Source organism: Pseudobdellovibrionaceae bacterium (assembly GCA_020635075.1).
In the GTDB taxonomy this organism is placed as follows: Bacteria; Bdellovibrionota; Bdellovibrionia; order Bdellovibrionales; family UBA1609; genus JADZEO01.
Map to the genome: position 1 here is coordinate 139387 of JACKAM010000001.1, position 15582 is coordinate 154968.

11 protein-coding genes are annotated in these 15582 nt (G+C 52.1%); 5 read left to right on the forward strand and 6 right to left on the reverse strand.

Annotated features, from left to right (window positions below):
- Positions 1 to 5 precede the first annotated feature (5 nt).
- A complete protein-coding gene (locus H6624_00595; GenBank protein ID MCB9082806.1) occupies positions 6 to 4682 on the reverse strand; it encodes an Ig-like domain-containing protein in 4677 nt (1558 codons plus the stop codon).
- A gap of 236 nt (positions 4683 to 4918) precedes the next feature.
- Positions 4919 to 5227, reverse strand: a complete 309-nt coding sequence (locus H6624_00600; GenBank protein ID MCB9082807.1) for a hypothetical protein — start codon at positions 5225 to 5227, stop codon at positions 4919 to 4921.
- Positions 5228 to 5463: 236 nt separating this feature from the next.
- Here H6624_00600 and H6624_00605 point away from each other — a divergent pair, with 236 nt between their 5' ends.
- Positions 5464 to 6372, forward strand: a complete 909-nt coding sequence (locus tag H6624_00605) for a UDP-3-O-acyl-N-acetylglucosamine deacetylase (protein ID MCB9082808.1) — start codon at positions 5464 to 5466, stop codon at positions 6370 to 6372.
- 395 nt (positions 6373 to 6767) lie between these two features.
- Positions 6768 to 7874 carry an alanine dehydrogenase gene (ald, locus tag H6624_00610; protein MCB9082809.1) on the forward strand — a complete coding sequence of 369 codons (1107 nt, stop codon included), beginning with the start codon at positions 6768 to 6770 and terminating at the stop codon, positions 7872 to 7874.
- Positions 7875 to 7884: 10 nt separating this feature from the next.
- Here the strand turns inward: ald and H6624_00615 are convergent, their stop codons facing one another.
- Entirely contained in the window at positions 7885 to 8685 is an 801-nt protein-coding gene (locus tag H6624_00615; protein MCB9082810.1) for a hydrolase, read from the reverse strand.
- A complete protein-coding gene (locus H6624_00620) occupies positions 8649 to 9554 on the reverse strand; it encodes a ComEC/Rec2 family competence protein (GenBank protein ID MCB9082811.1) in 906 nt (301 codons plus the stop codon). The genes H6624_00615 and H6624_00620 overlap by 37 nt, the downstream gene beginning before the upstream one ends.
- 386 nt (positions 9555 to 9940) lie before the next feature.
- Here H6624_00620 and H6624_00625 point away from each other — a divergent pair, with 386 nt between their 5' ends.
- The 3 genes from H6624_00625 to H6624_00635 all read left to right on the forward strand — a co-directional run bounded on the left by H6624_00625 (position 9941) and on the right by H6624_00635 (position 13463).
- Positions 9941 to 10612: a tetratricopeptide repeat protein gene (locus tag H6624_00625; protein MCB9082812.1), complete on the forward strand. Its 672-nt coding sequence runs from the start codon at positions 9941 to 9943 to the stop codon at positions 10610 to 10612.
- 33 nt (positions 10613 to 10645) lie between these two features.
- On the forward strand, positions 10646 to 12502 hold the full coding sequence (locus tag H6624_00630) for a LysM peptidoglycan-binding domain-containing protein (protein MCB9082813.1): 1857 nt from the start codon (positions 10646 to 10648) through the stop codon (positions 12500 to 12502).
- 97 nt (positions 12503 to 12599) lie between these two features.
- Positions 12600 to 13463, forward strand: a complete 864-nt coding sequence (locus tag H6624_00635; protein MCB9082814.1) for a DNA-protecting protein DprA — start codon at positions 12600 to 12602, stop codon at positions 13461 to 13463.
- 23 nt (positions 13464 to 13486) lie between these two features.
- Here the strand turns inward: H6624_00635 and H6624_00640 are convergent, their stop codons facing one another.
- Both H6624_00640 and kdsA read right to left on the reverse strand, forming a co-directional pair.
- Positions 13487 to 14551: an LptF/LptG family permease gene (locus H6624_00640; GenBank protein ID MCB9082815.1), complete on the reverse strand. Its 1065-nt coding sequence runs from the start codon at positions 14549 to 14551 to the stop codon at positions 13487 to 13489.
- A 62-nt stretch (positions 14552 to 14613) separates the two neighbouring features.
- The gene (gene kdsA / locus H6624_00645) at positions 14614 to 15525 is read right to left on the reverse strand and encodes a 3-deoxy-8-phosphooctulonate synthase (protein ID MCB9082816.1); all 912 of its coding nucleotides are present in this window, start codon (positions 15523 to 15525) and stop codon (positions 14614 to 14616) included.
- Between the last annotated feature and the right edge of the window lie 57 nt (positions 15526 to 15582).

Consider the following 15582-nt stretch of genomic DNA (forward strand, 5'->3'; position numbering starts at 1 on the left):
GACACTTAGAAAGAATTTAGGCAGGTGACGGGGAAGCCGGCGCCTGAAGTGGAACCGGCGGTGTAGCTGCCGCTGGAGCAAACGATATCGGCCCCCGCACTCACGTCTAAGTTGCCATTGACATTGAGGGTGTAAGTTTGCAGATCCAAGTCGCCGTTCACAATGGATAGGCTCTGTCCGGCCCCACCCAGAGTCCAATTGGAGTTCAACCGCACGCCATTCAAGTTGTCGATCACGCTTGCCCCAGTAGGGAAGACGCCGCCACTTGTGATAGTGAGATTCTGCTGAATAGAACCCTTAAACGATAGAGGCGAATTGCCACCATCATAGGTAGAGGTAATCATGACATCTCTTCTGGCCTCCAGGGCCCCGTCAGCTGTTGAGCCATAGTTCAACAGCAAGGTGCCTTCGGTGGCGAGGGTGTCACCAGTGCCAATGCGGAAGGGCCTTTCGTAGGAGGGGCTGTAAAATCGACCATCAAAAACAACATGGTTAAAAACTACCAATCCGTCTAGATCCACCAGAAAACTGGGGTAAACGGTTGCCGACGTGGCACCACCGGAAAAAGCAACAGTCCCGCCATTGTGGTTGAAGAGGGCTCCTGGACTCATGCTCATGATGGGGACCTCAGCCGTGGCGTTGTGGGCATAACCCAAGTACAAAAAGCCCGTTGGCGCGACAAATTCGCCCGAGACAATGTTCAGGCTGCGGAATTTGCAAGTGCTCCCTGATGGTGTCAGGCGCACCCCTCCACCAAGGGCGACTTGCACATTGGCGGTAGTTCCTCCCGTACACTGATAGGATTGGTCGAAAGCGGGGTCGTTGAACAAGATGGTGGCCGTGCCCCCATCTGAAGTATTGCTGATCTGGAATTGACCGTCCACATCCCAGGTGCCGCCATCCAGCCAGCCATCGTTGTGGACCATGGTTCCCAAAACTGTGATGGAGTCACCGCTGGCAAGGTCTAAGTGGGCCGGATAACTGGGGTTGGCAAAGGCGCCGTCGACTGTGACGGTATTCAAGGTCAACGTCGAGTTCACGTCCACCACAAAGCTGGGGCTGAGGCCTGAGCTGCCATTGATGGCAAAGTTCACGTGACCGCTATTGTGGTTAAAAGTACCGCCCGTAATCTGCAGAACGGTGTAATTGGGAGACGACGAAGTGGCGTTCCAGCCCAATTGCAAAGTGCCGGTGGTGGAGTTAAAGGTGCCCCCGTTGAGGGTGAGTTTTTCCATGGAAATCAAACTGTCCCCACCATTAAAAGTTCCACCGGCGTGCTGCCAGTCTCTCGCACCCACGGTGATTGTCTTGGTCGCCGCCTGGGTGATGGTGCCACTGTAGCCGCTAAAAACCCGGATGCCTTTGACGTTAACGTTGTCGTCCATGGTGATATTGCAGGCGGCACAGTTGCTATCGATATAGACCACACTGGTCGGCCCGGGGGCTGGCCAGTTTCTGGTGCAATTGCCAGTGGTCAAATCGCCGCACCAATTGAGGGGATTAGAAAAGTTGTCATTTCCACCGCCGCCAACAAAGGTGTAAGGATTGAGAGTCGTGTCATTGCGCGGGCAGGCCGCCGGTCCGCCACAAGTGATGTAACTCAGACGTCCATTGGTGTTGTCAAAAGTGGGGCCCACTTCCATATAGAAAGTGTCAATGTCGAGAAAGTCATAGTTGTTGAGGGCAAAATTTCCCGACTGCATTTTGAAGTGATGCCCGGCTCCGCCCAAATAGAGGTTGGACATCATGGTGACGCCGCCGGACGAATCAATGGTCAACATACCTGTCGGCCAATACTGTTGGTCGTCCGTCTGTGAAATGGTCTGTGGGGCCGTTCCGATCAGGGTAATGGCGGCGTTGCTTGTCGCCTGGTGGGCTGTGAGGGATACGTTGCCCTTAACTCTGATTTCTCCGCTGTTTAGCCTTGAAGTGGTCCCCATATTGATGTCCAGGTTTCCAGCGACGGTCATCGCACCTACGATTGTCGTGTTATAGCCGCCGGATCCTTTGGCAAAAATAACATCATTGAACTCCATGCCAGTGGCGTCAATGGTGACATGGGTACCGTCAACAAATCGAACTAGTGAGGTGCCCGCATTTACCGCACCCAAAACATGAGTCCAGCTTTGCTGGGAGTAAATCTCACCAGATAAAAATAGAGTGTCAGCTGGCTTATTGATAATGAGATTTGGAAGCCGCGCGCCGGCGATTCCCGTAATGGTTTGCGGTCCGCTACCAACGATTTCAATTGTTCCGTCCGAGCCACCGAAAGCTCCGCCAGTCAGATCGACATTGCCTGTGACTTTTGCTTTGCCTGCTCCACGAAGCCCGGCTCCCGCAGCGCTATCTAAGTCCAAGTCGACAACGTTCATGTCCGAGAGCAGAGTCACATGGTAGCCACTCAAAGTTCTCGCCAAAACAACATGAGGAAAGACCGTGGCACCGGGAGTGACATTGGATTGGTAGGCTCCGGAAAAAAGCAGAGTTTGCCCGTTCGGGTCCACCGCCCCCTGAAGCCAGGTATAGTTGTTGGCAATTTGGATAGTACTCAGGAAGGTGAGGGTGCCTGAAGGTTTGTTGATCTGCAGGTTTGGGGCATATTGGCCGGCGCCTACGGTGAGGGACTGGGCTCCACTACCCACAAAATTGACTGTTCCCATGGAAGAACTTCCGCCATGGGAAACAATATCCACATTGCCACTGACGCTGATGATACCCGCAGCCAACTTGGAGGTTCCCATCGTCATGGATAAATCACCATTGACGACCGATGTTCCGGTCACAGTGAGATTGAATCCACCGCTTGTCTTGGTCACGACCAAGTGATTCAGAGCTTGGCTGCCAGAATCCAGTGTCGATTGAACCGATCCGGTGAGAAACTGTAATGTGCCCGAGTTGTGCACAAAGGTGGGTGAGCCGGGAGATTCGTCGATGATAAAATTGTTGCGTACTCCCAGAATGGCCGAGGGCGCCGTAAAGGAGCCGTCATAAATGGTGATGCTGCCTGAGGGTACCAGGAAGTTCTGGTCGCCACCGACAAAGTTCCCCGCCTCCTGCACCCAACCACTGGAGCCAATGGTCACGCTCTGTCCTGCGTTCTGGGTGATGGTGCCCGCGTAAGAGGGCTCCATGTCCACACCACCCACGTTAATCGGCACGTTCATATTGGCGTTACAGTTGACACAAAAACTGTTGAAAACCGCGACGTCCGATCCGCCAGGAGGAGCCCCGTTGTGATCACAGACACCCGCTGTGACAGTCCCACACCAGTTGCCGGTGGTGGACCACAATCCGTCACCCGTGTTTCCTGTCCAGGTGTAAGGAGAAATCACTGTCACAGTGACGGTGCCGGTATCTGTCCCCCCGCGACCGTCATCGATGGTGTAGGTAAAGGTATCAGTGCCATAAAAGCCAGCACCGGGAGTGTAGGTGACGCTATCATCGGCTTCGATCACCACCGTCCCATTTGTACCGTTGGTTTTGCTTATCGTGTAAAGTGGATTGTCCCCATTGGGGTCGGTGTCGTTAGCCAGAACATTGATGTTAAGGGCGACCGCTGAACCAGTGGTCGCACTGTCATCGTTGGCCACCGGCGGAGTGTTGGGCGTATAAGTAATATTATGAGTTCCGGCGGTGGTGGACACGTTACTGGCGACGTCCAAAGTGTAAACACTGATGTTGCGATTTCCGCTGGCCGCAAAGGTGTGGTTAGTGGGTCTTGAAGTGACAAAGCAGGCGTCGTTGTAAAGTGGGGCCGCTGGTGCCGAGCCACTGGCATCCCAGTCCTGCACACACCACTTCATCGCATCCATATCATTGGTGATGCTGATGGCAATTGTCGGATCATAGGTTTGGGTGGTCGAAGCCGTTAGCGGGTCCTGCAGACTCACCGTTGGCGCCGGTGGCGGTTGGCTGTCCACAGTGATGGACTGGCTGACCGCATTGCTAGATGCCAGTTTTTCGGCTGTGGCCCGAGTCCACATGTAAATGGTGTAAGTCGTATCACCCGCCGGAAACGTGAACATGGTCGGGCGTGTGCCATACCAGCCTTGATCCGGTCCGGTTCCGCCGTTACAAGCAGCTCCGTTGGCTGGACGGGTGTTTTGTACCAAGCTCAAGCACCAGCCCTCCGCATCTCCATCGCTGCCAATAGTGACATTGATAAGACTTTGCCTGGCATAAAGATTTGAACCCGTGGTGGGATCAGCTAGAGCCAGAGTGGCATCTCCCGGTGGGTAGTAGCTACTCACATAGACATTAATGGTGGTTTCAAAGTCATCATTAAAAGCTCTAATGGTTCCCGATCCAGGAGTCAGTGCCGTAAAGGTCGCCGAGTGACCGTCAGGGGAGATGCTGAGTGTCCCGACTCCACCAGATGACACCCAAGCCACATCGGCCATGCGTTCAAAGGCGTGAACCCCGTTGCGCTCCACCGCCCAAATGGTTTGGATTTCATTGGGGTTGATCTGAATGTCAGTGATTTTTTGTCCTGATCCGTTGGCTGCAGTCTCAATCGCCAGGTAAGGATTGCCCTTACCTTTTACTGAACCAGAGATTTTGTTGTCAGCTGAACACGAGAGAAGCAGAAGACTAATGACGCAAAAGAAGCCCGCGGCCACAAGGCCCGCCAACGAGAGTTGGGTTCGATATTTGGGAAATTCCGACAACGTTCCGCGTTCCATTTTTAGTCTCATTTTTTGCGGCTATCACTGCCGCCCTCACCCTTTATTTTCGGTGATTTACAGAGGGGGATAAAGGTGTAAGCGGACTTGTGAAAGACTTTTGATATTTTGATTTCAATCAGAAAAACCATTGATTCAAGGTGAGACGGATATCTTAAGAGTCCCTTAATCAGGGGTTCTCCCGTTGTCACCCGCGAGAAGCAGAGGCGTTCTGACCTAGTCATTAAGGGCTAAGGTTAGAAGGGGTCCGTGCAGTCGTAGGAGGTTTTGGAGTAGTAAATCTCTTCACCCATTTCCGTGCAGTGCTTGAAGTAAAACTGCAGCGGCTTCCAATCTTTGTGTCCAGGCATGGGCCGCCGCACGTGCATGGCATCGACTAAATAGGCGGCGCCATTGGCTTGGTTATTTTCGTCCAACTCCTCCATGCCGATGGTCCCCGAACCTGTGGCGCAGGACAGACAAGTCGACAAAGCCGAGCTTGCCGCCAAAATCCGCAACCATCTTAAGGCCGACAGTCGCGGCCGGAATATGTGAAATGAAGCCATGCTTCCATTTTAACCCTGGGCGATAACTCCTGAAACCCCAGGCCCAGCAGGTCTGGACCTGCAGATGGGCCATTGAGGGGGTTTAGACACACCAATGTGTGGTAAAAGACACACTTGATGCTCTTTGTTATTGACTTGGGCCAAAGTCCATTTAAAAAAGCTTCTGATTTCATAACATTAGGCAGCTCTAGTTAAAGGTCTGGGTGGCACCCAGATTGTAGTGGAAGTGGATTGTTATGTTTTTGCAGAGAACCATTCGTAAAAAGGTTGAAGTCAAAGGGATCGGTCTCCACACCGGAGAGCCGACCATTCTCACATTTTGTCCGGCCCCCGAAGGCACTGGCATTTACTTTGTGCGCAACGACCTCCCCGGCTGTCCGGCTATTTCCACCCGCGCCGAATTTGTCCAAGCCACTAACATGGCCACCACTTTAGGTGGATCGGCCTTTTCTGTTTCCACCGTTGAACACTGTCTTTCGGCGTTAGCCGCCTTTCGCATCGATAATCTGTTTATTGAACTCGATGGGCCCGAGATCCCCATTGGTGATGGTAGTGCCAAGATCTTTCTTGATGCTCTCCTTGAAGCCGGGGTCGTTGAACAGGGTGAGCCTCGCAAATACGCCTACATCAGTCAGCCCATCTACTACGGAACCGAAGACAAACATGCCTATGTCGTTCCCTATAATGGGCTTCGCGTAACCTGCACCATTGAATTCCCTCATCCCAAAATTGGCCGACAAACGATGGACCTGGACATCAACGAGCACTCCTTTGCCCGCGAAGTGGCTCGGGCCCGTACCTTTGGTTTTTTGAGGGACGTAGAAGCTATGAGAGCCAGGGGCCTCGCCCGCGGCGGTAGTTTGGATAACGCTATTGTCTTGGATCACACCGATATCCTCAATCCCGAAGGCCTGCGCTTCCCCAATGAATTTGTGCGTCACAAAGTCCTCGATGCACTGGGAGATCTGGTGACTTTGGGGATGCCCCTTATGGGTCACCTAGTTCTGTACAAGGCAGGTCATGACGTCATGAATCGGTTGGTGCGGACGATTTTGGAGTCGCCGGAGAGTTATCGGCATATTGAGTTGGGGGCGGATTTGCCGGAAGATAGTATGACCGGCCGCCACCTCTGGGCCTTCAGTTAACCCCGAAAGGCTTAACTTCTGCGTTGCTGCGTCGTCGACGTGGGCATGTCCATTAAGGGGCCTCCAAGATCCTTTTTCTGGGGTGGCTGTCCAATGGGCAAGCCTTCTCCGTAAATCCTCACGCGCCTTTCGGCCGCGGGCGCGTCTTCGGAGCGCGTCAGCAAAGCTGCCGCACTTCGGATACGCCCCGCGCGACGGCGGAGGATTCGGATTCACGGGAACGCCTTCCCATTGGACAGCCACCCCAGAAAAAGGAGTGCAAAATCTTGGAGGCCGAGAAAATGCTGGCTTGAGGTGTGTGGGTGAAATCCTGGTCGTTGACGGGGCGCGGTCCTTCAAATACAAAGGAGCGGTTTTCAATCGGCGTTTTTGACAACTGTTAAAGGAGCAAATCCATGATTATCGGTGTGCCCAAGGAAATAAAGATCAGTGAGAATCGGGTGGGAATGACGGAAGCTGGCGTGCGCCAACTGGTTCAAGAGGGCCACACAGTCCTGGTGGAAAACAACGCCGGAATGGGCAGCCAGATCACCAACCAGGAATACGAAAAAGCTGGAGCTAAGATCGTCGACACCATTAAGGATGTCTATGCCGGTGCGGACATGATCGTGAAGGTGAAAGAGCCCCTTCCAGATGAGTACGATCTACTCAAAGAAAACCAGGTTCTCTACACTTATCTGCATCTGGCGGCAGAGCCCAAGTTGACCAAGGTTTTGTGTGAACGCAAAGTGAAAGCAGTTGCCTATGAGACCATTCAGGATGAAGACGGCAACCTGCCTTTATTGACGCCAATGAGTGAAGTGGCCGGACGGCTGGCCACCCAAATCGGTGCTTTTTACCTACAAAAGGATCATGGCGGAAAAGGCATTCTACTTGGTGGTGTAACAGGAACCTACGCGGGCAAGGTTACCATCATTGGTGGTGGTATTGTGGGAACAAATGCGGCGAAAATGGCCGTCGGATTGGGTGCAGACGTCACTATCCTGGATGTCAATGCCAAGCGGTTGGAGTACCTGGATGATATCTTCCAGGGCCGTGTACGGACACTTTATTCCAACACCCAGAACATCGAGCGCGAAGTTCACCGTTGTGATCTCTTAATTGGTGGAGTTCTGGTCGCCGGAAGTAAAGCGCCCAAGCTGGTGACCAAAGAAATGATTTCTACCATGTCAAAAGGTAGTGTGGTTGTGGACGTGGCTGTCGATCAGGGCGGATGCATTGAGACCTGTAAGCCCACTTCCCACACACATCCCACCTATGAGATTGACGGTGTCCTTCACTACTGTGTGCCCAATATGCCCGGAGTGGTGGCTCGCACGTCGACTTTTGCACTGACCAATGCCACCTTCCGCTACGCTTCTATGCTGGCCCGTATGGGAGTGGAAGAGGCCATAGCCAAAGATCCTGCTTTGTACAAAGGCTTGAATGTGTATGGTGGTTACGTCGCCTATGAGCCGGTGGCACGCGACCTGGACATGGAGTATCGTCCTTACCAGTTGTAACAACTGTCCATCAGCGGGACCCGGATTGAACTGAGACCGGGTTCCCGTCCACGAGAATCAGGTTTCCCCAATCTTCTGTCCTCAATAAAGGGATTTTGCGATCTCTCAATCGCTTCACAACCGTCGAGTGAGGATGGCCGTAGCGGCGTTTTCGCGCGCTGACCCAGGCCGATTGTAGGAACGGAATCCGGTCGAGAAGTTCATCTGAAGTACTGGTCTTACTGCCATGGTGGCCAAGGACGAGAAGCTTGATGTTGCGACTTTCGCGACCTGATAGGCGTCGGGCCCATCGCCTCTCTTGGGGTGTGGTCGAATCTCCCGGGAGCAAAACCTGATGGCGGGAAATCATCACTCGACTGTAGTCATTAGCACTGGCTCTGGTTCCCGTGCGAATTGTCCATTTGAGTTCCCGCCATACTTTTGTAGCTGAGTTCACGGCGCAGGGAGGGATGCTATTGACCGAGGTGAGTTTAGTGAGGCTCACTGGCCTCGGTCCTTGGGGTGGTTGGATGAGGCATAGGTGAGGTAACAACGCCGTGGCTTTTCGCAAAAAAGACAGGTGATCCCAGTCCCAATGGGAAATGTGAAGCTGATTGGATTTGCCTCCGCACTCCATGCGGACTTTTTGCCAAGAAACAAACTCACCGCCCATATCAAGGTGATGGCAAACGGTTGGAGTGGAGTAGGTGAACCACTGACCCTGACCCACATTCCACAGGATCCAACGGTTTTTGTGGTTAGGGTTGAGGCGATGGGGTGTCAGCAGGACAAGAATCACCAGTACTGCCGTCTGAGTTTTGTCACGTCCCATAGGTATATTCCTAGGTTCAAAATGAAGATGTAAAGCCAAAGCCAATGGTGAGGAAGGTCGTGTGAAACCTCAAGAGGAGGAGGGATAAGTTGGCTCAGTTGTTCAAGAACAGTAATTAGCGACTCCGTGCACGGATCCACCCATCGATGCAATTCGGGAAGGAGCCAAATCAACCAGGCACAAATCATGAGAGGAAATAAAACCAAACCGGCAGCCCAACACGAAAACAAAAGGCTTAAGGGGTGGGGTAAACCCAATGGAAGGAGGAAAGGAAGTAGAGCCACATACAAGAGCCCACCCAGTTGTAGAGGGCCTGCCTTTAGGCACAAGATGAGGGCGGCCGTCCAACTGAGTTGCAGGGAGAGACTATTCCCCCACTTGGGAAACAGGCACAGCAGGAGGGTTCCGCATAAAAAAACTCTCAGTGGTGAGGGCCAATGGGTGGACCAAGAACTTCCCCAATATCCGAGTAACTTCTGACTGAAGGCTCGGGTGACCGGTGGAGCAAATCGGCAGGTGGCCACGAAAGAGAATAACAGTAAAACCGAGAGTCGTTTCGATCCTGTCCTTCTCTGTAAAACATAATAAAGTGCACGCTCAACAATGAGCAGATGGAGTCCTGAAACAACTAACAGATGAATAAGCCCCAGGTGGCGGAAGAGAAGGAATGTTGGTGAATTCTTAGGCATAGAAGCGCCACAGCATAAGGCCTTATAGAGGGGGGTGTAGGTGCCAATGTGGAATCTACCCACACAGAATTGGGGGAAACTCTCGGTCCAATCTGCTAACAGAGTGAGCAGATCAAGATTAAGGCTCAGTGGCAAAATCAAAAGAAATAGCAAGGGAAGCACCATCACTAGTGTTGCCATGCTATCAATGGGCCACCCATAGTGATCAGTATCTGTGACAGGGCATTTAAGTAATCCGCAATTCGGCTGTCATTTGGACTGTAAGAATCAATTTTTGAAATTGTAGTTTTCAAGTTAAATTGTTTTAATTCAATTACTTAGGTGTGATTAATCGTTAAGCAATCCGCTGTAATCCCGATCCAATCGCAAGTCTAAGGTCGTGGAGGCGGAGAATTCCACATACCCTGTGGATAAGTCCAAAAATCATGAGAATTTCAGTGGAAACAGGCGTTTGTTCGTAGTTTGATAGGAGGAAGGGGTAACGGACCCGAAGAGGGAATGTCTTTGCAAATTGTGTCAAATCCGCTAGGCTTTAACAGAGGTTGGTGGATGAGGGGGATCCTCGTATGTCTTCAGTTAGGCTATCCATATTATTTGCTGGTTGTTTTGTCCTGCTTGGGGTGAACGAGGCCCGTGCGGCCAAGCCCAAGTCTGCCCCAGTGAATCAAATGACTCATCAACAACAGCAGCAGCAAACTGAGGATCTGAAAAATCAAGCTCTGGTGTTGAAGGAGCTCGCTAAAGGACAGCACAAAGGGCAAATCAAAAATCCTGTTCGACCGACCCAGGTGTTGAACAATCAGGTTCTCTTCGATCATAAGAAAAATCGCATGTCTAAGGAGTTTGCCAAGCTGACGGAAAAGCAGCTTTACAGCAAGGCGATTGATTCTTTTCGCGGTCGGGATGCTGCATCCCTGCGTGCAGCAAGTTCGCTTTTGAAGACAAAATATCCAAAGTCGGCCCACGTCGACAACGCTCTTTATCTGGACGCTCTCTTACTCATGCAAAATGAAGCTTACAATCCGGCGATTCGTCGGCTGGAAGAAGTGATTAAACAACATCCGAAAGGGAATAAGCGAGTCGCAGCGCTTTTTGCCAAGGGTGTGATTTACAAGAGATTGAATTTGATTGAGCAGAGTCGCTTGGTATTGGCACAGGTGATCAAAGAATACCCTGGGAGCCCGGAATCCCAGCGCGCTGCTTATGAATTGAGGCTTTTAGGTAAGAACAACAACTGAACGGACAGCGTTTTTAGAACAAGGAAGTTCTAAATGAGAGTCTTAGGATTCATTCTGTTTCTCGCCCTTAGTGTGGGAACTCACTCAATCGTCGTTTTTCATTCAACGTCAGCCTGGGCCCAGGAAGATGACTTTCAGGATTTGGAAGGTGAAGAGGGTTTTGGCGATGAAGAGTTGGATGAGTCCTTAGAAGAAGGGGACCCTTTTGCCCTCGAAGGTGAAGAGGAGGGTGAAGGCGAGGAAGAGGGCTTTGCCGGTGACGAAAATGTCCCCGAAGAGGGCATACTAGATGTTCCTGAAGAACCCCTGCAGGCGGCACCCGAAGAAATGGAATTGGAGCCAATCTCTGAAGAAGGCGGCGGCGACGTGGTCGAGGAACTCCCTCCTGCTGAAGCCTTGCCAGAGGAAGAATACGCCTCCCAGCCTGAGCCGGGCCAGCTGCCAACGGAAGACTTTGATCAGCCGGACATGGCCTATGAGGCTCGCCTTTACGACATCTATATCAATTATCATAGCGAACCTACTCCACAGGAGCAGTGGTCAGTCATCGTAGGTGGGCGAGAAAGTGAAACCTATGGTATTCAAAGAGGGGACACGCTTTGGGGGATTTCAGAGGCCTTTTTTAGCGATGGAAACTTTTGGCCCAAAATTTGGTCCTTGAATAAACGCATTGGCAACCCTCACTTGATAGAGCCGGGAAATCAAATTCGCTTCCTGTTGGGTGATGAATCCGACGCCCCCGCTTTTACGGTAACTGAAGGAGAAGGTGCGGGAGATACATCCGATGGTGGAGAGGTGACCGAGGACGAAGTGGTGATTGAGGAGGAGGCAGCCCAGGAAAAAACTGAAGAGGAAGAACCTCAACAAGCGGCGGTGCCTACAAAACCAGTTCCAGATAAAGCCGGTCCCCGAGCGGGCATTGAGGACATTGAAATTCCACCGCCGGAGAGAGTCAGTCGGTCAGTGGTCAAAAAATTCCCGCCCAGTTTTCCGGAATGGCAAAACGATAACATTCTTGGTGTCTATGATGAATTGGGCATTGCCTTTGGCAAGCGCCCGGATCTTTTATCTCAAACCCGAATGATGTTGTTAAATTATGTTGATGAGAAAACTCCTGAAACCATTGGAGAAATTAAAGAGGCTGAAACTGGTGGTCTGTCAGCGTCGGACTTTCAGTATGTTTATGTGTTAGTGAAAAAGGGCATGGGAAAGCCTGGAGACAAGATGCTCGTCATTCAGGACACGGGTCCACTCGAGCGAGTGTCGGATCTGGTCGAGGACCAGGATAATTACGGGGTTGGCATTGAAGTTCAAGGCGTGGTGTCCTTGTCTGATACCGTGGCGAACAAAGATAGTGGATTGGCTGAAGAGTACGATCTCTTTCGGTCTTTGGTTTTGAAGGCGCAAAATCCCATCAATGTAGGTTCCAAAGTGGTGAAGGGCCGGGTGGATCAGGTTTCACTGGCCATGTCCGGGCCACGTAGCTCAGTGGTGGCGCAAATCTATGGGGGTACCGAAGACTCCAAGCGCAGAACATTCACCGCCCAGTCAGTGGCCTACTTGAATCGCGGTTCAAATGATGGACTGGCGCCAGGTCAGGTGCTGCCCATTCGCTCCAATCGAGCGGTGCGGGTTGAGGGCTCGATCGTTAATGAGAACTCGAGGCCCATTGGCTGGTTGAAGATTGCCCGTGTCACTCCGACCCTGTCGACAGCGGTCGTTTTGCGAGCGTTTGAGGATATTCGAGCTGGCGATTTGACCGGACGGGGCGAACTACTTTCGGCAGCCAGCGAAAAGGGTGGCGGTAAAGGAGCCACCGAGGATGATCTCACCCAGGATGCATTGGACGATCTGGACGATGAAGAGGCAGACGAGTTCGATCTCGATTGATGATGTCCGGAGAGGGGCGGCGGGCGGACACCACTGTTCGTTTTCGCCATCAGCGCTTGAGATCTGCCAGGTCCAAATGTTGCTCTGATAGAGGGCAATGAAACAAGAGCCAGATTCCTACTTTTATCTCAGTTATCTGCATTGGCAGACCAGGGCCCTCAATCTGGGGCACTTTGTGTGCAGCCATCAACTGCAGGACGAACCCCAGTACTGGTTTGTTCGAGGGCCTTGGCCAGTGGAGGTCTTGCGCTTTTTTGCTGAGGATCCCCAATGGTGGGAAAGGGCTCGGGAGTACCATCGACGTCTTGAAAGTGGGGGAGTTCGGTGTTTGGTTTACGGTCAGCCGGACTATCCCCAAGATTTTTTGCAGCTCGACCAGCCCCCATTGGTGCTTACCTACATGGGTTCAAGTCATTGGACGCAGGGCGGGCATTTGGCTGTGGTGGGTAGCCGAAATTTAAGTGGGGATTCGCGCTCCTGGTTGGAAAAAAACCTGCGTTTACTTTTCGCGGAGCGCGAGGTGTTAGTACTCAGTGGTGGAGCACGGGGCACTGATCAAGTCGCCCATTCTCTGTGTTTGCGCTCAGAAAGGCCGACGGCAGTGTTTTTGCCGAGCGGAATTTTGAATCCCTATCCACAGCAAATCGGCGACTGGTATTCAGGCGTGTTGGCCGGGGGTGGCTCCATTGTCAGCCCCTTTGCGCCCTGGGAAAGGATGCAAAAGCAGAACTTCCACCAGCGCAATCACCTGATCGCCAGCCTTTCCAAGGTGGTATTGGCGGTTGATGCCTGTCGCCGCAGTGGCACCATGATCACGGCCCGGGCAGCAATGAACTATGGACGAACAGTTGCTGTTTTGCCCGGACATCCAAACTCGGAGCAGGGCTTGGGCGGATTGGACCTGGTCTACGATGGAGCGACGCCCTTGCGGGATCATGTGGACCTGGCAGGCCTGCTGTAACAAAAGAAACTCGGTACCTTATGTTAGGCGCGGGAAGCTCTTTTCAGGCTCCAAGCAGTAATCAAGGCAAAGAGGATATTGGTCACCCAAACCATAGGACCAACTGGCAGGGTGGCGCTTCCCTTGGTGAGATTCTCAAAGACAATGTAGAGAAGCCAATAGCTAACAATGATACCCAGGCAAATGGCAAAACCACCGCCCCGAGCTGAGCGCCGGTTGGCGGAGGTTCCGAAGCCCACTCCCAACAGGGCAAAGATCAAGCAGGCAGCAGCCAGGGCTGAGCGGCGATGGAACTCAACCAAAAGCTTTCTCCTGTCTTGGGGCTCCAGGTCCGGGTCTTTTAGACCGGCATTGATATCGGCCAGGGTGTGGGACAGCATGGATTTCTTTTTCTCTTCAATAGTGATGGGATCAAAAAGATTGATGTCGTAGCTTTCAAAATTGATTTTGGTGTAGGCAGCATCATTGGTGCGATGAATGTTTCCATCGAGAAGGCGCAGGAGAGCTGAATTTCCCTCTCGGGTTTGAGACTGCAGTACTTTGCCTTCCCGGGCAATAATGGTGAGAGGTGACTTTGGATCTCGCTCATCAAAAATGAAGACCTTGCGTAGCGTTCCTTCTTTTGAGTCTACGTTATTGGCGTACACCACCATATCAAAAAAACCTTCGGAGAAAATGCCTTCGCGAATGGTGGCGCTGGCCTTCAGGCGACCCAGCTCATTGATCATGACTTCAAATCTTCGGTTTCCCCAGGGAGCCAGGTAGAAGGCCGCCTGGGCGGAAATCACTACCGTCACGGCTCCCAAGACGATGGCGGGTAAGGACAGGTGTTTTAAATTGAGTCCCAGAGACTTCATGGCGACAATCTCTGAGTCTCCACTGAGTCGTCCATAAGTGAGCAATACCGCGAACAACAGGCTCATGGGCAGGATGATGGGAAGAAAGCTCACCGAAAGATAAACAATCATCTGCAAAATGTCCTGTACCTTCACCCCGTGGACGAGGACAAACTCGGTGAGGCGTAGAGCCTGAAAAATCAGAAGAATAAAAATAAATATCAGCGCGCCAAGAATAAAACTGGGGATCATCTCAACCAAGATGTAGAGAATAGCCAACCGAGCGCGCAAGAAGTCAAACAAAGGGGTTTTCCTTAATTGGTAGTTGGAACAAAAGTTCCCACGTTCTCCGGCTTTCCAATCGCCTTGCGAACATTCATCGCCATCTTGACCATATTTTCAAAATGACTTAGGTCCAATTGTGAAGCGGCATCACATTTGGCTTCCATCGGGCGGGGATGGGTCTCGATGAACAAAGCATCACAGCCTGCTGCTACCGCACCGAGAATCAAGTGAGGCACGTAGCGAGGCTCGCCTCCCGCAGGATCAGCACTGGAAATGCCGTACAATCGCACCACATGGGTGGCATCAAAACAAACAGGAGCGCCCAACTCCTGCATAACAGGAATGGACCGCATATCTGCAACCAGACGATTGTAGCCAAAACAGGTGCCCCGCTCAGTCAGCAACACATTTTTGTTTCCCGTTGAGCGAATTTTTGAAACCGCACCGCCCATTCCTTCAGGAGCGAGAAACTGACCTTTCTTGATGTTAACCGGACGCCCGGTTTCACCACAGGCAATCACTAGTGAAGTTTGTTGGCACATATAGGCCGGAATTTGTAGCACGTCCACGTGTTCGGCCACCATGGGCACCTCGTCCACGCGGTGAATGTCCGTGGTTACCGGCAGGCCAAATTCCTCACGGACACCGGCCAAAATCTTGAGACCTTCTTCGGCCATGGGGCCACGCCAGTTCTTTTCACTTCCACGATTATCTTTTTCAAAACTGGACTTAAAAATCAGACCAATTCCTAAGCGTTGACTGATGTCGGCCAGTTTTTTGGCGGTTTCATGAATCAGCTCTTTACTGTCAATCACACAGGGGCCGGCGATCAGCAAGAGGTCATGTCCCTGGCCGGCGACCAAATCCGTTCCCTTTGGAGTGGGAACACGAAATTCACGGGTCGGAAGTTCAACTGTTTCTACGCGAGTCTTGGTATCCATAATGTCCCTTTCGGCAGGCTCAAGCCTTCCCAGTTTAGCAAACCCTTGGCCCGAGAG